The sequence below is a fragment of the Pseudoalteromonas phenolica genome, assembly GCF_005876835.1.
In the GTDB taxonomy this organism is placed as follows: Bacteria; Pseudomonadota; Gammaproteobacteria; order Enterobacterales; family Alteromonadaceae; genus Pseudoalteromonas; species Pseudoalteromonas phenolica_B.
In genome coordinates this window covers 43,001-60,865 of the sequence record NZ_PPSW01000021.1, presented here as the reverse complement: position 1 = coordinate 60,865, position 17,865 = coordinate 43,001, and the positions used below count along the sequence as shown (strand labels likewise).

Annotated in this window: 18 protein-coding genes; 9 read left to right on the top strand and 9 right to left on the bottom strand. The window is 39.3% G+C overall.

Annotation, left to right across the window (positions count from 1 at the left end):
• Positions 1-142 precede the first annotated feature (142 nt).
• Positions 143-1,204 (top strand): outer membrane protein assembly factor BamC, encoded by a 1,062-nt coding sequence (bamC, locus tag C1E24_RS13000; protein ID WP_138482087.1) that lies wholly within the window; start codon positions 143-145, stop codon positions 1,202-1,204.
• A gap of 65 nt (positions 1,205-1,269) precedes the next feature.
• Positions 1,270-2,640 (top strand): YjiH family protein, encoded by a 1,371-nt coding sequence (locus tag C1E24_RS12995; protein ID WP_138482085.1) that lies wholly within the window; start codon positions 1,270-1,272, stop codon positions 2,638-2,640.
• A 30-nt stretch (positions 2,641-2,670) separates the two neighbouring features.
• Here the strand turns inward: C1E24_RS12995 and C1E24_RS12990 are convergent, their stop codons facing one another.
• Positions 2,671-2,832 carry a DUF2897 family protein gene (locus C1E24_RS12990; RefSeq protein ID WP_130256720.1) on the bottom strand — a complete coding sequence of 54 codons (162 nt, stop codon included), beginning with the start codon at positions 2,830-2,832 and terminating at the stop codon, positions 2,671-2,673.
• 165 nt (positions 2,833-2,997) lie between these two features.
• Here C1E24_RS12990 and C1E24_RS12985 point away from each other — a divergent pair, with 165 nt between their 5' ends.
• On the top strand, positions 2,998-4,326 hold the full coding sequence (locus C1E24_RS12985) for an ankyrin repeat domain-containing protein (RefSeq protein WP_138482083.1): 1,329 nt from the start codon (positions 2,998-3,000) through the stop codon (positions 4,324-4,326).
• A gap of 91 nt (positions 4,327-4,417) precedes the next feature.
• On the opposite strand, the gene C1E24_RS12980 is transcribed toward C1E24_RS12985, so the two are convergent.
• Genes C1E24_RS12980 through C1E24_RS12960 form a run of 5 tightly spaced genes read right to left on the bottom strand, consistent with a single transcriptional unit; the run spans position 4,418 to position 7,929 of the window.
• A complete protein-coding gene (locus tag C1E24_RS12980; protein WP_138482081.1) occupies positions 4,418-4,861 on the bottom strand; it encodes a DUF2069 domain-containing protein in 444 nt (147 codons plus the stop codon).
• The gene (gene wrbA, locus C1E24_RS12975) at positions 4,858-5,409 is read right to left on the bottom strand and encodes an NAD(P)H:quinone oxidoreductase (RefSeq protein ID WP_138482079.1); all 552 of its coding nucleotides are present in this window, start codon (positions 5,407-5,409) and stop codon (positions 4,858-4,860) included. Before wrbA ends, C1E24_RS12980 begins: the two co-directional genes overlap by 4 nt.
• Positions 5,409-5,756: an arsenate reductase (glutaredoxin) gene (gene arsC / locus C1E24_RS12970; protein WP_138482077.1), complete on the bottom strand. Its 348-nt coding sequence runs from the start codon at positions 5,754-5,756 to the stop codon at positions 5,409-5,411. Before arsC ends, wrbA begins: the two co-directional genes overlap by 1 nt.
• 51 nt (positions 5,757-5,807) lie before the next feature.
• The gene (locus C1E24_RS12965) at positions 5,808-7,256 is read right to left on the bottom strand and encodes a beta-barrel assembly-enhancing protease (protein ID WP_138482075.1); all 1,449 of its coding nucleotides are present in this window, start codon (positions 7,254-7,256) and stop codon (positions 5,808-5,810) included.
• A gap of 1 nt (position 7,257) precedes the next feature.
• On the bottom strand, positions 7,258-7,929 hold the full coding sequence (locus tag C1E24_RS12960; protein ID WP_138482073.1) for a hypothetical protein: 672 nt from the start codon (positions 7,927-7,929) through the stop codon (positions 7,258-7,260).
• Positions 7,930-8,056: 127 nt separating this feature from the next.
• On the opposite strand from C1E24_RS12960, the gene C1E24_RS12955 reads away from it, so the two are divergent.
• The 4 genes from C1E24_RS12955 (at position 8,057) to adk (ending at position 12,185) form a co-directional block, all read left to right on the top strand.
• Entirely contained in the window at positions 8,057-8,278 is a 222-nt protein-coding gene (locus C1E24_RS12955) for a hypothetical protein (RefSeq protein WP_138482071.1), read from the top strand.
• A gap of 1 nt (position 8,279) precedes the next feature.
• The gene (locus C1E24_RS12950) at positions 8,280-9,347 is read left to right on the top strand and encodes an AI-2E family transporter (protein WP_138482069.1); all 1,068 of its coding nucleotides are present in this window, start codon (positions 8,280-8,282) and stop codon (positions 9,345-9,347) included.
• A 125-nt stretch (positions 9,348-9,472) separates the two neighbouring features.
• Positions 9,473-11,386 carry a molecular chaperone HtpG gene (gene htpG / locus C1E24_RS12945; RefSeq protein WP_138482067.1) on the top strand — a complete coding sequence of 638 codons (1,914 nt, stop codon included), beginning with the start codon at positions 9,473-9,475 and terminating at the stop codon, positions 11,384-11,386.
• 154 nt (positions 11,387-11,540) lie between these two features.
• Positions 11,541-12,185, top strand: coding sequence for an adenylate kinase (adk, locus tag C1E24_RS12940; protein WP_138482065.1), 645 nt, complete (start codon positions 11,541-11,543; stop codon positions 12,183-12,185).
• 55 nt (positions 12,186-12,240) lie between these two features.
• Here adk and tpx read toward each other — a convergent pair whose 3' ends face one another.
• On the bottom strand, positions 12,241-12,858 hold the full coding sequence (gene tpx / locus C1E24_RS12935) for a thiol peroxidase (protein ID WP_138482063.1): 618 nt from the start codon (positions 12,856-12,858) through the stop codon (positions 12,241-12,243).
• A 193-nt stretch (positions 12,859-13,051) separates the two neighbouring features.
• On the opposite strand from tpx, the gene C1E24_RS12930 reads away from it, so the two are divergent.
• Both C1E24_RS12930 and C1E24_RS12925 read left to right on the top strand, forming a co-directional pair.
• A complete protein-coding gene (locus C1E24_RS12930; protein ID WP_138482061.1) occupies positions 13,052-14,056 on the top strand; it encodes a response regulator in 1,005 nt (334 codons plus the stop codon).
• Positions 14,057-14,060: 4 nt separating this feature from the next.
• Complete coding sequence (locus C1E24_RS12925) at positions 14,061-15,032, top strand: diguanylate cyclase (RefSeq protein WP_138482059.1); 972 nt, start codon at positions 14,061-14,063, stop codon at positions 15,030-15,032.
• Between the two features lie 11 nt (positions 15,033-15,043).
• Here C1E24_RS12925 and C1E24_RS12920 read toward each other — a convergent pair whose 3' ends face one another.
• Together C1E24_RS12920 and C1E24_RS12915 are read right to left on the bottom strand one after the other, a co-directional pair.
• Complete coding sequence (locus tag C1E24_RS12920; RefSeq protein ID WP_138482057.1) at positions 15,044-16,558, bottom strand: SpoVR family protein; 1,515 nt, start codon at positions 16,556-16,558, stop codon at positions 15,044-15,046.
• Between the two features lie 15 nt (positions 16,559-16,573).
• A complete protein-coding gene (locus tag C1E24_RS12915; protein WP_138482055.1) occupies positions 16,574-17,860 on the bottom strand; it encodes a YeaH/YhbH family protein in 1,287 nt (428 codons plus the stop codon).
• Between the last annotated feature and the right edge of the window lie 5 nt (positions 17,861-17,865).

The following is a 17,865-nucleotide window of genomic DNA, read 5'->3' as shown; positions in this document are numbered from 1 at the left end:
ATTTTTTAATTAAAAGATTCTAAGTGATTAAAATTTATAAGAAAGTTTAGTCACAATAATAATTTTCGCTTTTACAGTGAACCAAACTAAGCATACCCGACTCATATAACTAAATAACAGGGCCTGCTAAGGAGAATAATCAGTGCAGTATTGGATCCCAAAAACGGTCGCGTTAGGCGTGATCCTTGGTTTATCTGGATGTAGTGTTTTCACAAATGACACCCACCACGAAAGAAATTACCGTATTAACAAAACAGTTCAAGTTCCGGGTGATCTAAAACAGCCTTACAAAGATCCAACGTATGTTATGCAAGAAGCACAGTACAATAACGATACTGAGGCACTTGCATTGCGCCCGCCTCAACAAGTACTTACACTTGCTGCTGGCTCTTGGGTTGAACAAAATGACAAACTCGCTAGAGTATTTTTTGATAAAAACGACGGCATTGAAGATTTAACTTCATTTATTTGGCAAGCCGTTGATTCTGTCGTTGCTGAAAACCAAACTGGTTTTGAAAGCATGAGCAAAAATCAAGGTGAAGCACTTAGCGATTGGTATTCAGTGATCACGCCTTCTTCAAAGTGGTTTTGGCAAGAAGAGACTACGCCATCTAAACAAAAATATAAATTCACGGTTTCTCAAAGTGAACATCAAAGAACCGCGTCGTTAAGTGCTGAGCTTGTTGACTACCAAAGTGATGAAGTTGAACTAACTGATTTACTTAAACAGCAATTGGAAGTGCGTGCGCTGAATCAAGTTGTTGCTGAGTTCGATTATCAATACCGTTTATTACTTGTTGAGCTTCGCAAACAACAAGGTCAATTGGCATTAGATATGGGCTTCGATCCAAAAGGCAATGCAGCAATGGTTGCTGCACAACCACTTAATGTTGTCATTGCAAATCTAGCCAATGTTTTAGAGCGTCTTAATTTTACTATCATCAGTGTTGATGGTGAAAAAGACGAACTACATGTTAGATATGAAAAGCCTGAAGACAGCGTGTGGGACTCTATTTGGGGTGATGAAGTGACTATCCTTCCAATAGAAGGAGGTGATTATCGTATCAAAATAACTTCGTTATCAGATAAAGAGTCATCAGTCACATGGCGAAACAATGACGGTGAAGCTTTAACCGCTGAGTTGTTAAGTGAATTACAACAGAAGCTAAATAAAGCAATTGGTAGCAAAGGCTTATCAATCTAAACAAGTAATATTTAAAGAACAGAAAAGAGCTGCGGCTCTTTTCTGCGTTTTATAGGTAAATAACAATGACAACTCAACCTTATCAGCAAGATAAAGTGCACTGGCGTACTTTATTTGCGTTTATTGTACCGTCTTTAATCGGTGTATTTTTGTTTATGACACCAGTCTCAGTTGGCGAAGCAATGACTATTCCCATTGCTGTACTGGCTAAAAAACTTCAAGCATTTGTTGCCCCTTTTATTCATGCCATGATTGTGGGGGTTGTCTGTACTACAGCTGTTTTAAGTTTAGTCGCCAAACTGTTGAAGCCAAAAGCTCTGATGCAGTTCGCGCTGTTTAAACATTTGTTTGATGTCAGTTGGATTTGGTTAGTTACCCGTTTATTGGGTGCTGCATTTATATTAATGACTTTTTTTAAAGTGGGTCCTGCTTTTATTCATGCAGAGCATACAGGTGCATTGGTACTGAGCGACCTGTTACCTGTGTTATTTTCTGTGTTTGTACTCGCGGGATTGTTGTTACCTTTATTGCTTAATTTCGGTTTGCTAGAGCTGGTGGGGACTTTGCTCACAAAAGTAATGCGTCCATTATTCGGAGTACCAGGTAGAAGTGCGGTTAACTGTGTGGCTTCTTGGTTAGGTGACGGCAGTGTCGGTATTTTAATGACAGCCCGTCAATATGAAGAAAAATACTATACACAAAAAGAAGCTGCCATTATTGGTACGACTTTCTCTGCTGTTTCGATTACTTTTTGCTTAGTGGTCATTGGCCAAGTAAAGCTTGAGCATTTATTTGCGCCTTTTTATTTAACCGTATGTTTAGCTGGTTTTGTTGCTGCGATTATCGTGCCTCGATTACCGCCTTTAAGCTTTAAAAAATCAACCTATATTGATGGTACTGAGCCTGCGCATGATGCAGAAGCTGTACCCGAAGGTAAAACCTTGTTTCAACATGCGTTATCTGTAGCACTAGAGAAAGCTGAAAAAGCACCTGGTGTTAAAGGGACATTGAAAGAGGGGATGACCAACGCACTAGATATGGTGTTTGCCGTGCTTCCAGTGGTGATGGCTGTAGGTACGTTTGCACTGATCATTGCTGAATATACGCCTGTTTTTCAGTATTTAGGGATGCCATTCGTTCCATACCTTGAATTGTTACAAGTGCCAGAAGCGGCCCAAGCAGCACAAACGATTGTTGTTGGCTTTGCTGATATGTTTATTCCTTCAATTCTTGCTGCAAGCAGTATTGAAAGTGATGTAACGCGCTTTATTGTTGCAGCGATGAGTGTGACACAGCTTATCTATATGTCTGAGGTTGGCGCTTTACTTCTGGGTAGTAAAATTCCGGTTAACATCCTAGAATTATTCACAATTTTTATTCTAAGAACGTTGGTAACATTACCTGTGATTGCTTTAATGGCGCATTGGTTAGTGTAAGGTATTCAGGAAGAGTAAAGGTTGTAAGCTTTACTCTTCTTTTTCATTATCTGGTTTTATCTGCTTATCAATTTTCTTCTTTATATCAAATTTAGCTGAGTATTTAAGCAGCGCGATATTACTCCAAATAATACCTAGAACACCAATAATGATAAGGATGACTTGCCAAGTCTCGAATTTAGTTGATGCCATGATAGGGCCCTTAAATCGGTTTAAAATTATATTGTCATTATAATTTCGAAAGTTTCATTAAGATACCTTGAATTCAGCTGAAAAAATAAGATTTTATATATATGAGCTGCTATGATCTGCGCATTTAAGATTAATACAGATAGCTTCAAACTTTGTGAGTAATTGATGGAAAAAGTTTTAATTTGGCCTGCACAATATCCATTACTTCTTAAAGGGCTTGCGGAGCAAAATGGCGCATTCATTCTCGATGCACTAGAAGCTTGGCCTGAATGTCAGACCTTAACCGATGAGCAAGGCGTTGAAAGTACCATTTTACCGCCTGTTTTCTATTTGATTTGGCTTAAGCCACTAGACCCATTTGAAGCGTGTCATTTTCAACATATCGATGAATATGAAGAAGAACACCGCACGTACACTGAAATGCTGGTTTCTCATTTCAATCAGGCAGGGCTCGATCATCAAGCAATCGTTTTAATGCTTATTCAGCGTCTAGCGCAATACAGTCAAATTAACGCCCAGATCAACTGTGTTTCATACCCTGACTTTTTCGAGTTGTTGTCTGATAAAGCTATGGCTGATGTCATACTTTGGACGATTCAAAATGGTGTAAATTTGTCACCAAAACAACTACTCACCTGTTGGCTACAAGATGTTTTAAAAGAGCCTCTGATAGCACTCCTTCCTGACTGTTTGCTGAACCTTGATGAAACGACCCAATATTTACTTGCTCAAACTAATACAGAAGCGCCTGTTTTTGATTTACTGAGCCATTTAATTGATGAAGGTGAAGTCAAGAGTCTCATAGAACAAGCTCTGCTCAATTTGATCACTTCAGAGCATGTAAAACAAGCAGAACTGATTGAATATATTAAGCAAGGTGCAAGGGGCACATTAGTTGACGAGCGTGGCAAAAACGCATTTATGTATGCTATCGAGCAGGGCTTTGTGAGTATTGTCGAACAACTTATTGATTCACAAGATCTTAGCCAAAAAGACGAACAGGGAAATGGATTAATGCACTTCGCGGTTCTATCTAATTCTTCAGCCATGATAGCTTTGCTATTTAAGCATGGTTGTAAGGCAAAAGTCGTTAATGACTTAGGGCAAACACCTTACCGTTTAGCATTGAAGCATGGTGCATTTATCGCGAAGAAGACGCTTGAACAGCATGGTATCAAAGAGCTGTCAGAAGGGGAGCAATATAATAAAATCAGATTAGTGCACATATTCGTGGCAATAGTATGTTTTGCATTTCCACTTCAGCTGTCGTTATTCTTTAGTGATACTTTTGATTATAAAAGTGAAAGTGTTTGGCTTTTTTCTATCTTGAGCATTGCGCTTATTACGCTATCTCGGAAAATTAAAAAAGGGGCCTTGTATCCGGTTAAACGTCACCCGTGGTCTTTAAAGCTTCTTTACGGAAAAGCCTATTTGAGTACGAGCTTACAAATCATGTTATCACTGCTTGTACTATTTACCGTCTTAACAAGTTAATTTATCTATGTTTTAAAATGCAGACTACAAATAAAAAGAGCACCAGTTGGTGCTCTTTTTCTATATTTAAACTGAATATTAAGGATTGGTATCAATCACGATCTTCAGTATGCTCGTGTGCTGCTTTTTCATCAGCGAGATCTTGTTTAAGCTTACGAATTCTTAACCCCAGCTCTTGGCCTCTATGTTTCGCGTAATAAGTACAGCCAATAAACATCAAACTTGCAAAGAGTAGTTCTAACAGCACCCAAAGTAGTTCATCAGTTGCAATCCACAATAAGGTGAATCCATGCAAGAAGTAAATCAATACGATGAAGTTTGCCCATGCGTATGTGTAAGGGTTATCTTTTATAAATCCTCTTAAGGGTAACAGTAGCGGAAGAATATATACCGTAAACATAAACCCAAGACTGTGAGCTTCTCTAGGAGAAAGTACAAATAACCACAGTGGCATTAAAATCAGCAAGCCTACGTAGCCTGTTAAAGCCATATTTTGAAAGCGCTTAGTTAGCGGCTTTTTTTCTACAGATGTCATTTTAATTTTTCAGCAATTGTAATGAGACGTTTTCCAACAGAGCGACAGATTTTCGTTTCTGTCTCACTGAGCATTGATGTATTTGCAGTGCCTGCAACATGACTGGCACCGTAAGGTGTGCCACCAGTGGTAGTTTGAGATAATTCAGGCACATCATAGGGTACACCTAATAACATCATGCCATGATGTAGCAATGGTAGCGACAAGTTAAGTAATGTTGCTTCATTACCACCATGCATGCTACTTGAAGAAGTAAATACGCAAGCCGGCTTGTCAATTAGCTGACCTTTTAACCATATATCACTGGTTGTTTCCCAGAATAGTTTAGCCTGTGCTGCCATCATGCCAAACCGAGTTGGTGTTCCAAATGCAAGTGCATCACAACGCAACAGGTCGTCTTTTGAGACGACGATGTCATGAGCTTCTCGTTGTTCGAAAGTGCGAAGCAACACGGTTGCGCCTTGTGCCTCTGCAGCTTCTGCAATTTCATTGGCCATGGCTCTTACAGAGCCGTGGCTAGAATGAAACAAAACCAATAATGTGGACATTAAAGAATAGCCAGCACAGACTCAGGTGGACGACCAATTGCTGCTTTATCGCCTTTCACTACGATAGGGCGCTCAATCAGTTTAGGGTGCTCTAACATTGCTTGTTTAAGGGCAGCTTCATCTGTGTCTTTATTCAGACCCAATTCTTTGTAAAGAGTTTCTTTACTGCGGATAAGTTGATGCGCTGATTCAAAACCTAACTGATCAAGTAAAGTATTTAAAGTGGTTAAATCAACGGGCGTTTTTAAATATTCAACGATTTCTGGTGTCACACCATTCGTTTCTAGTAAAGCGAGCGTTTCTCGTGATTTTGAACAACGCGGGTTATGATAAATGGTTACAGACATATTCATTTCCTAAATTAAATTTTGCGTATTTTAAGTGAACGAGGCAAAGACTTAAAGTTTGGCAAGCTCTTTCTGCATCTGTCTATATTGTTTCAAAAGCGCTTTAAGTCTGGTTTTCTTGACGGTTTCTAAAGTATCAACATGATTAAGTGCACGTTGTACCTCATCAGCAGCTTTGAGAAATGCACCATAAGAAGCGAGCACACTTGCTTTGGCTTCGTAATAGGCAGCCTGATCGCCATTATTCTTATAGAGCTCAGTGAGCAACTCTTTTGCAAGTATGTGTTCTGGCTCATCGAGTAAAAATAATTTGAGGGTTTGCTCAGCAATATCATACTGCTTAGCTTTAATTGCTGAGTTTGCGTAATTTAAAGCCAATACCTGATTATTTGGTCGTAAATTATTATGTTTGGTTAATACTTCTACCGCCTGTTTCGATTGCCCAAGGCTAATTAAAATATCGGTATAAACATCTAAATAAAATAGGTTGTTAGGTTCGTCATCAAGTAGGGGCAGCAATATTTTTTCAGCTTCTTTAGCTTGTTTTTGGTCTAGTAAGCTGATGGCAAGACCGTATTCTAGATGCTTTTTATCTAGTGAAGTTGATTTCCGAATTTCATTCTCAAAATAAGCTTGAGCATCTTTGCTATCTAATTGATACCTCGCAATGACACGACTTTTAGCTAAATTAAAGTCTTGGCTTGGTTGAAGCTGCCTAGGTTGATATTGTTGCGCTCTTAATCTCACATCAGATACCCGAGAATCAGGTAGTGGGTGGGTCAGTAAAAATGCAGGCGGCTTGGTTTGAAAACGTACTTGGTTTGACAGTTTGGTTAAAAATGCACCAGCTTGAGTTGGGTCAAAGCCGGCATTATAAAGAGTTTGCATACCAAAGCGGTCAGCTTCTTGCTCTGCCTTTCTACTATGGGAGAGTTGACTAAGCCCAGCTTGAGTAGTGCTTGCTGACAGGATGGCCATACCTGCATCCGGTGCAATTATCGTAGCAAGGATACCTGTCACAATGCCCGCGACGGTTAAAGCTGAATTATCTTTTTGATGTTGTAAACGTCTTGCTAGGTGTCTTTGAGTAACATGAGCAATTTCGTGACCTAGCACCGAGGCAAGTTGACTTTCGTTATCTGATTGCGCAATTAAGCCGGTATGAATACCGACATGACCACCATAAAAAGCAAATGCATTAATGGCTTGATTGTTGATCATAAAGAATGTGAAAGGAAAACGCACATTGTTGGCATTTGCAACTAGCTTATTGCCAAGAGAAGATATGTATTCATCCAAAACAGGGTCTTGAACAAGTGGTGACCCGCCTCTTATCTGCATCATCATGACTTTACCCAAGGCTTTTTCTTTATCTATGGGGAGCACTTCTAAAGCAGATGACCCTAAGTCGGGCAATTTAAAGTCTGTTTGGCCGTTTGAACTACTTGAAAACAGTAGCATAGTGCTGAGCAAACCACTCAGCAATAAGCTTTTGAGCATGTTATTCCTTATTGCCGCTAAGTCCGAGCATGATCTGAGCTAAGTCAATTTCATCACTACACATGCGGCTGTCTTTTTCGCACAGTTGATAGAATTCTTTTATTGAGACCCCTTTAACTGTAACAACGTTCATTTCTTTTTGTAGATACGTAATAATTTTATGTACTACTTTATGAGAATGAAGGATGAGGGCTTTGTCTGCAACATCGCCACGATCGAAATAGAATGCAATAAATTTATGTAGTTGATTGAAGCGCAGAAGCGTCTTCATCGAGTGAGGGTCCCAAGTATTAAACTCTAGAAACTTATTATCTTTAATTAACATATCTGTTTCTAAAGGTTTATCTTTTGCGTATGGAAGTGCCCATAACTCAAACCCACGGTCAGTAAACACTTGGTCTATGGCTATCTTAGGCTTATTGTCACAAAATATGGTGCCGTTATCGTCTTCATAACCGTCTAGTAGTGCTAAATTCCAGTTACGCTTGTCAACTAGACGTGTCACGGCATTATCAAATCCATGTTGAAAAAGTCCGTCACTTTCGCTGACGGAAGATGCAACTAAATGATAAAAAGGAGGCAACTCGCCCCAATTTAGCTGTTTTTTATACCAGTTGATGTCTTTTAGTGTTGGGTTATCTGGTAATTTTGCTTTGTTGTTAACTCTTGCCATAAGTACGCGTATAAAAAATAAAACTATTTATAGAATAAACGATTGTGTCTGAGCTATCTACTTTCTAGATGGTTATGTGTAATTTTTTAATGTTACACTGTCGTGGGTGAATTTTGGTAAAGCGGTTATGTGTTTAACAATTGATTTAAGTACTTATCAGTGCCCACAATTATTTGTGCAATTTAAGTTTCAGTTAAAGCAAGCACAAGAAAAGCAACAAGCTGTATGTTTTATTTATGATCAAAAGCAGCTGATAAATGACATTCTAGCTTTTTTAGAAGCAAAAAAATTTAGCTACACTCAGCATCACGATGCTAAACCTTATCCTTATATAGAGGTGAATCTTTAATATGTTTGAACTTGTTTCAAAGTGGTACAAGAATAAATTCTCTGACCCTAATTCTGTTACGCTTTTGTTTATTGTGTTGGGGCTGGCTATTTCACTTTATTTATTTGGACCATTTATTCTTCCTGTGCTGGTGGCTTTAGTTATCGCATATTTATTAGAGTGGCCAGTTGCTAAAATTGAAAACATTATAAAAAGTAGAGTGTTAGCGACAAGTTTTATTATTTTGCTCTTTTCTGGTGTGTTGTTGACCATGGCATTGGGACTTATCCCGGTATTATGGCAACAACTGAGTAATTTATTACAAGAAGCGCCCGTGATGTTAGAAGAGGGCAAAGACTTACTTTTACATCTTCCAGAGCAATACCCCACGCTTATTTCAGGTGAACAAGTAAAAACATTAGTGGCCAGCACCGAGAATAAAATCCTTGAAGCCGGACAAGTTATCTTATCGTTCTCATTAACCTCTATTAAAGATATTGTCGCTTGGATGATTTATTTAATCTTAGTGCCATTACTGGTTTTCTTTATGTTGAAAGATAAAGATGTACTCACTAAAAGTATGTCTGTATTGGTGCCTAAAGACAGACGTTTGATCCAGCAAGTCTGGCATGAAATGGATCATCAGATCATGAACTACATTCGTGGTAAGGTGCTAGAAATCCTCATTATTGGTACAGCCACGTTTGTCGCGTTCTGGATTTTAGATTTACGCTATGCGGCGCTACTAGGAGCATTAGTTGGTTTCTCTGTGCTTATTCCATTTGTAGGAGCAGCGTTAGTGACTATTCCGGTTGCGGCGGTGGCCATGTTCCAATTCGGATTAGATACGCAATTTTGGACCATCTTGATTGTGTATGGGATCATTCAAGCCTTAGATGGCAATGTGTTAGTTCCACTTTTATTCTCTGAAGCGGTAGACCTGAACCCAGTATTTATTATTGTTGCAGTGCTATTCTTTGGCGGTTTGTGGGGCTTTTGGGGGGTATTTTTTGCAATCCCAATGGCATCGCTTGTGAAAGCATTGTTCAATGCTTGGTCAGATAGTTGGAAGCCCCAAGTTCAAAACTAAACATGCTTTTTTTTGCGCTGTAGTCTTTGCAGCGCAAAAAATTTCAAATTTCCTCTTGAAGTTATTTTTCCTCGCCCCATATACCTCATAACACTGTGCAAATACTGGTTTAATCGGAGATAAAGATGACCACAGCTCAAAAAGAAACATTAGGCTTTCAAACAGAAGTCAAACAATTACTAAACCTAATGATCCACTCTTTATATTCAAACAAAGAGATCTTTTTACGTGAATTGGTTTCAAACGCATCGGATGCTGCTGACAAGCTTCGCTTTTTAGCGCTGCAAAACGGTGACCTTTACGAAGGTGATGCAAACTTACGCGTTCGTATTAGTGCAGATAAAGATGCAAAAACTGTCACTATCTCAGATAACGGCATCGGCATGACTCGCGAAGAAGTGATTAACTCACTGGGTACGATAGCAAAATCTGGTACTGCAGAATTTTTCCAAAACTTATCTGGTGACCAAGCAAAAGATTCACAATTAATTGGTCAGTTTGGTGTTGGTTTCTATTCAGCATTTATTGTTGCTGATGCAGTAACGGTTGTAACACGTAAAGCAGGTGAAGAAAAAGCTGTAGAGTGGCACTCAAAAGGCGAAGGTGAATTCACACTGGTTGAAGTTGAGAAAGCATCGCGCGGTACAGAGATTATCCTTCACTTACGTGAAGACGAAACAGAATTTTTAGAAGAGTACCGTTTACGTAGCATTGTAACTAAGTATTCAGATCATATTTCAATTCCTGTTGAAATGTATAAGCAACCAGTTGAAGAGTCTGAAGGCCCAGACGGTGAGAAAATCCCCGCGCAACCAGGCGAGTGGGAAGCAATCAACCGTGCGACAGCGCTTTGGACGCGTGACAAATCAGAAGTGTCTGACGAAGAATACAAAGAGTTCTATAAGCACGTAGGTCATGACTGGGAAGAGCCTCTAACGTGGGCTCACAACAAAGTAGAAGGCAAGACTGAGTATACGAGCTTGCTTTATATTCCTAAAAAAGCACCATTCGATTTATGGAACCGTGACCATCAAAGTGGTTTGAAACTTTACGTGCAACGCGTATTCATTATGGATGATGCTGAGCAGTTTATGCCAAGCTATCTTCGTTTTGTGAAAGGTCTACTAGATTCAAACGATTTACCACTAAACGTATCGCGTGAAATTCTTCAAGATAACAAGATCACTCAAGCGATCCGCAAAGGTTGTACATCTCGAGTACTTAAGATGCTTGACCGTATGGGCAAGAATAAACCAGAAGAGTATCAAACATTCTGGAATGAATTCGGTAAGGTATTAAAAGAAGGTCCTGCTGAAGATATCTCAAATAAAGAAGCCATTGCGAAACTACTTCGTTTCAGCTCAACACATACTGACGAAAGCACTGAAAATGTGTCTTTAGAGCAATATATTGAGCGTATGAAAGAAGGCCAAGATAAGATTTACTATGTTGTTGCAGATAGCTTCGAAGCAGCAAAGAGCTCTCCTCATCTAGAAATCTTCCGCAAAAAAGGCATCGAAGTACTATTGATGGCTGATCGCGTTGACGAGTGGATGATGAGTCACTTAACGGAATTCAACGAAAAGCAGTTTGCATCAATTACTCGCGGTGACTTAGACCTAGGTGATTTAGACGACGAAGAAACAAAGAAAGCGCAAGAAGAAAGTGAAAAAGAAATTGAAGGCTTAGTTGAGCGCATTAAAACAGCATTAGGCGACAAAGTAAAAGAAGTGCGCTTCACACACCGTTTGACTGATTCTCCGGCCTGTGTGGTTGTCGATGACAACGACATGAGTTCGCAAATGCAAAAACTGATGGAATCAGTGGGTCAAGCAGTACCAGAAGCAAAGCCAATCTTTGAACTAAACCCTGAACATCAACTTGTGAAACACTTAAACGTTGAGCAAGATGAAGATAAATTTGCACAATGGTCTGATGTATTACTAGACCAAGCCTTGTTAGCAGAGCGCGGTAGCTTAAAAGATCCTGCTGCATTCGTAGCGAAACTTAACAAGCTAATGCTTGATTTAAGCAAGTAGCCGCTTAATTGAATATTAAAGGGGCCAAAGTATCACTTTGGCCCCTTTTTTTGTGCAGTTAATCAGCAATTAGTATAAGTTGCTTGAGATAACATGCAGCTTGTGAAAAAATCCCAACAACTTCAAATAAACTCCCGAATAAGAGGAACACACTATGCGCATCATCCTTCTAGGCGCGCCGGGTGCAGGTAAAGGCACTCAAGCTCAATTTTTAATGGACAAATACGGCATTCCACAGATCTCAACAGGTGATATGCTACGTGCTGCAATCAAAGAGGGCACGCCTCTGGGTCTTGAAGCTAAGAAAGTAATGGACGCAGGTCAGCTAGTTTCTGATGAAATCATCATTGGTCTAGTGAAAGAACGTATTGCTAAAGCTGATTGCGAAAATGGTTTCTTACTAGATGGGTTCCCACGCACTATCCCTCAAGCGGATGCAATGAAAGACAATGGCATTGCTATTGACCACGTTATTGAATTTGACGTTGCAGATGAGATCATCGTTGAGCGTATGGGCGGTCGTCGAGTTCACCCTGGTTCAGGTCGTGTTTACCATGTAGTTTACAATCCACCTAAAGTGGAAGGTAAAGATGACGTAACGGGTGAAGACCTTATCATTCGTGATGATGACGTTGAAGAAACAGTGCGTAAGCGTCTAGGTATCTACCACGACCAAACAAAACCACTAGTAGATTACTACCAAGCAGAAGCGGAGCAGGGCAATACTCAGTACCACCGTTTAGATGGTACTCAGGCTGTAGAAGCGGTAAGCGCTCAGCTAGGTGAATTACTAGGTTAATTTCCTAGGTTATTAGCCAGTAATTAAAAAAGCCGCATTCGCGGCTTTTTAAGTTTTATTCTGTGTCAGTTTTGAGCTCTGTCGTTTTGCCAGATAGCTGATTGAGGTGTGTGATAACCTCTTCGTAATTTGGCTCTGTGGCAAGGTTTGACACGAGTTGTTTATATGTCACTTTGTGCTCTTTGTCTAAAACCAGAATAGCCCTGCTCAAAAGGCCCATGTCCTTAATATAAAGCCCATATTGCTTACCGAAATCCCGCCAAACTGAGTCGGATAGCGTTTGGATTTTATCTATGCTTTCAACTGTACAGAAGCGTTTTTGCGCGAATGGAAGGTCAGCACTAATGGTGAGCATTTCTATGTTGTTGTATTTGTCTGCGACTTCTTGATTAAAGAATTTAGTTTGTAAACTACATACACCTGTATCAAGGCTAGGCACTATACTTATTAATACCGCTTTGCCTGAAAAATCATTTAATGTAACCGCTTTAAACTGAGCATCAACCACTTTGAAATTTGGTGCTTTTTGCCCGATAGTTACACCTTTACCCAATAAAGTAACCTCTTTACCTTGCGCAAATACTTTGCCTTTATCGATTTGATTCTCTTCAATTTCTAGTGCAAGAGTTGCTGATGAAGCTAAACTCAATGCCAGTATGATTTTTTTCAGCATAAAGTATTCCTTATTGGGTTAACTTAATTGTTTCAACTGTATTATACTTATAATCAAACGATATGTTACTAAGAATAATTGCGTTGTAAATCTAAGCTAAATTTATTAACATTTGCAATCGTTCTGCACTTCAAATAATTATAATCAAAAGTGAATTACGGTAACTTGTAGTTCAACAGTGAAGAGAGCTTTTATGTCAACATTGGTATTAATTTGTGATGATTCCAAACTTGCGCGTCGGCAATTGGCCCGTTCGTTACCAGAAGACTGGGATATCAAAGTTGAATTCGCAGAGCACGGTTTAGACTGTCTTGAAAAAATCAAACAGTTCTCTCCTGAAATTCTTTTTTTAGATCTTAACATGCCACATATGGATGGTTATGAAGTACTTCAGGCCATCAATGAACAGCAATTAAATGTGCTAACTGTGGTAGTATCTGGTGATATCCAGCCAAATGCTCATGAACGTGTAATGTCGTTAGGAGCGATTGATTTTATTCGTAAGCCTAGTGATAAAGAAAAGCTGATCGAAATTATCGAGCAACATGGTATTCGGGATAGAGCAATCCGTGAAAGCTTAGTTCATAAATTAGGTGAACAAGTTGACTCTGAATTACGAGATATTTATCAAGAATTAACCAACGTAGCAATGGGGCAAGCTGGTGATTTACTAGCACGATTACTAAATGTGTTTGTTGAATTACCAATACCAAATGTTAACGTCTTGGAAGTGAGCGAGCTTCACATGGCGCTTCAAGCCATTGATGCAAATGCATCGACATCAGGCGTATGTCAAGGGTTTATCGGTGGCGGCGTGTCTGGTGAAGCCTTGCTATTATTAAATGACTCGAGCTTTAAAGAAATCGCCTCTCTAATGAATTATTCAGGGGAATTAAATAATAAGGTTGAGTTAGAGCTTTTGATGGATATTAGCAACATACTGATTGGTGCTATTTTGTCAGGACTGTCTCGTCAGCTAGATATGCCATTTAGTCAAGGACACCCGGTTGTTTTGGGTCAACATTGTGAAGTGTCAGATCTGGTTAAAGCTAATAAAGGTCGCTGGCAAAGAACATTAGCGATTGAGATTAGCTACGGTATTGAAGATCACGATATTAAATGTGACCTGATGCTGTTATTTACTGAGGATTCAATTAAAACCCTCAAATACAAAGTTGCTTATTTACTAGAAGAATAATCGTATGCCTGCTGCAGATTTTGACATGAATGAAGTTCACTGGCTGATGGATATGTTCAACACAGTAGACGTCGGTCTAGTTGTGTTAGACAGAAACTATCAGGTCTGTGTTTGGAATGGCTTCATGGAAAACCATTCAGGGCTATTACCGAGTGCGGTAAAAGACAAAGATATTTTTGATTTATTTCCAAGCCTTGATGAGAAGTGGTTCAGAAGTAAAACAGAACCAGTTTTTGTTTTAAAAAATCGCTCCTTTACTATTTGGGAACAGCAACCTTATATTTTTAGGTTTAAAAATTACCGCCCGATCACAGGTAAAGCTGATCACATGTATCAGAACTCAACCATAATACCACTGACTACACTTACAGGTGAAGTAAGCCATATTTGCCTAATAATATACGATGTGACGGATGAGGCGGTGAACAAGCAAGACCTTGAGCTTGCTAATCGTCAGCTTGAGAAAATGAGCCGTACAGATAGCTTAACTAATCTCTCAAACAGAGGTTTCTGGGAAGATCAACTTAAAAAAGAGTTTCTAAGATTACAAAGAAGCCAAGGCGCTAGTAGCTTGTTAATGTTTGACATTGATTTCTTTAAGAAAATCAATGATGAGTATGGTCATGGTGGCGGTGATGAAGCAATTAGACATATTTCTGACCTGCTCAAGAAAACGTTAAGAGAAGCGGATACTGCTGGTCGTTATGGTGGCGAAGAGTTTGCAGTTACTTTAGTCGATACCCCTCAAGAGGGGGCAGTGGTTTTCGCTGATAGACTGCGTTCTTTAATCGAAAAATCATCCATTTTTTATGATGATAAAGTTATTAAAGTCACTGTCAGTATTGGAGTCGCTACTTTTTCAAGCGATTTCCAAAAACATGAGGAATGGATTGAAGCGGCTGATATTGCTTTATACCACGCTAAAGAAACAGGGCGTAACCGCGTTGCTTGTTTTAGTAAAGAAATGAAAGAGTAAGCTGATTAAGTTCAGCTTACTTTTTTCACATCTTCTTCTTTAGGGCATTGTGCAATTGTTTCAACCATATCCGATTCATTCACTTGTTCAAGTCGAACAGTAAAACCCCAAAGTCTATAAAGGTGTTTAATCACTTCTGCTTTTGAGTCATGAAGTGGAATACCATTTTGTGGCACGTAGCGAAGTGTGAGAGATCTATCACCTCTCACATCAACGTTATAGACTTGTATATTGGGCTCATGGTTACTCAAATTGTACTGTGCGGAAAGAGCAGAGCGAACCTTTTGATAACCTTCTTCATTATGAATAGCACCGACCTCTAAATGTGGCGCTTTTTGTTTGTCGATAATGGTAAAGAGTTTGAAGTCTCTAATTAGTTTCGGGGATAAAAACTGACTAATAAAACTTTCATCTTTAAAGTTCTGCATAGCAAAATGCAGTGTATCAAGCCAATCTGCACCGGCAAACTCCGGAAACCAACGTTTATCTTCTTCAGTTGGGTTTTCGCAAATACGCCTAATATCTGTCATCATATTAAAACCAAGCGCATAGGGGTTTATACCGGAGTAGAATTTGCTGTTGTAAGGCGGTTGAAAAACAACATTAGTGTGACTTTGCAAAAACTCTAGCATAAAAGCGTCAGATAATTTTCCTTCATCATATAAGTGATTTAGGATGGTGTAATGCCAGAATGTCGCCCATCCCTCATTCATCACCTGAGTTTGTTTTTGCGGATAAAAATATTGAGATATTTTTCGAACTATTCTGATAACTTCCCGTTGCCATGACTCCAGTAATGGTGCATTTTTCTCAATAAAATATAGAATATTCTCTTGTGGCTCAGAAGGGAATCTTGGCTGATCTATCGTTTCTTCTTGTTGGTTTTTAGGAATGGTACGCCAAAGCTCATTTACCTGAGATTGTAAGTAGTCTTCTCGCTCCTTTTGACGCTTTTGTTCTTCATACATTGAAATCTGCTGGGGTCGTTTATATCTATCAACACCGTAGTTCATCAACGCATGGCAAGAATCAATTAGGTTTTCTACTTCATCAATACCATATTTTTGTTCGCACTCAGAAATGTAATTTTTGGCGAATAGTAGATAATCTATGATAGAAGATGCATCTGTCCAGGTCTTAAATAAATAGTTGCCCTTGAAAAAAGAGTTGTGTCCGTAACAGGCATGAGCCATCACAAGTGCCTGCATGGGCAGGGTGTTTTCTTCCATCAAATAAGCGATACAAGGGTTAGAGTTAATAACAATCTCATACGCTAGGCCCATTTGACCTCGACGATAATTTTGCTCAGTTTGAATAAACTTTTTACCGTAAGACCAATGACTATAACCGATGGGCATACCAACACTTGAGTATGCGTCCATCATCTGCTCAGCAGTGATCACTTCAATTTGATTAGGATAGGTGTCTAAACGGTAAAACTCTGCTACACGAGCAATTTCAGCTTGGTACTCTTCAAGTAGTTCAAATGTCCAGTCAGGACCATCGTTGATCGGATTATATGTCATAACCCCTCCTTAAGACTAAGCAGCGCCTTGGTGTTGTTTTTGGTTCTTTTTAAATAACTCTCTGAAGATTGGATAAATATCTTCAACACTTCGAATATGCTGCATGGCAAAGTTGCTATGCGTTTGCGCAATGCCCTGATATTCACGCCAAAGGCTTTGGTGAGCGCGAGTTGTTATTTCTATATAAGCGTAATAACGAACCGTTTTAAGCAGTTTATTGGTAAGAATATCTGTACAATGTGGTGAATCATCAGCCCAGTTGTCTCCGTCAGAAGCCTGCGCTGCATAGATATTCCAATCACCTTGCGAATAACGCTCTTTAACTATTTCATCCATGAGTTTAAGTGCGCTAGAGACAATGGTGCCACCCGTTTCTTGAGAATAAAAAAACTCTTGTTCATCGACTTCTTTTGCTTGGGTATGATGCCTAATATAAACGACTTCAATATCTTTATAGGTACGAGTTAGAAACTGGTAAAGTAAAATATAAAAGCGCTTTGCCATATCTTTAGTAGCCTGATCCATTGAACCTGAGACATCCATTAAACAAAACATAACAGCTTTGCTTGTTGGGTGAGGGCGCTTTTCGTAATTACGAAAACGCAAATCGTAATTATCTATAAAAGGTACAGTTGCAATCTTACGTTTAAGCTCGTCTATTTCTAACTTAAGATTATTAATTTGATGTTCTGGAGGCACGCTTTCATTTAATAATGCCTCAAGCTCTTCTTCAGCCTCTTTTAATCGACGTTTTTTCCCAGCAGACATAGCAACTCTTCTAGATAATGAACCTTGCAGGGAACGAACAATATCTAGATTGCTTGGCATGCCATCGTTACAAAAGCCTGCTCTGTGGGTTTTCATTTGCACTAATTTATCAAGTTGACTTTGTTGAAGGTTAGGCAGTTCTAAGTCTTCAAACAACAGGTCAAGATACTCATCTTTCGAGATTGAAAAAACAAAGTCATCTTGACCTTCACCTTGATCACTGGCTTCACCTTCGCCGCCACCTCCTCCTTGACCAGAAGGGGGGCGTTGTATTTTATCGCCAGTACTGAATTGATCATTACCAGGGTGGATCATGTCACGATCCCCCCCTTTTCCTTGATGAAAAACAGGTTCACTGATATCACGCTGTGGTATTGAAATACTTTCACCACTGCTTATATCTGTGACGCTTCTCTTATTGATTGCATCTGATACTGCTTCTTTTATTTGCTTCTTATACCGTCTAATGAAGCGCTGACGATTCAGCGTACTTTTATTCTTCCCATTCAGGCGACGGTCTATAAAATGTGCCATAAATC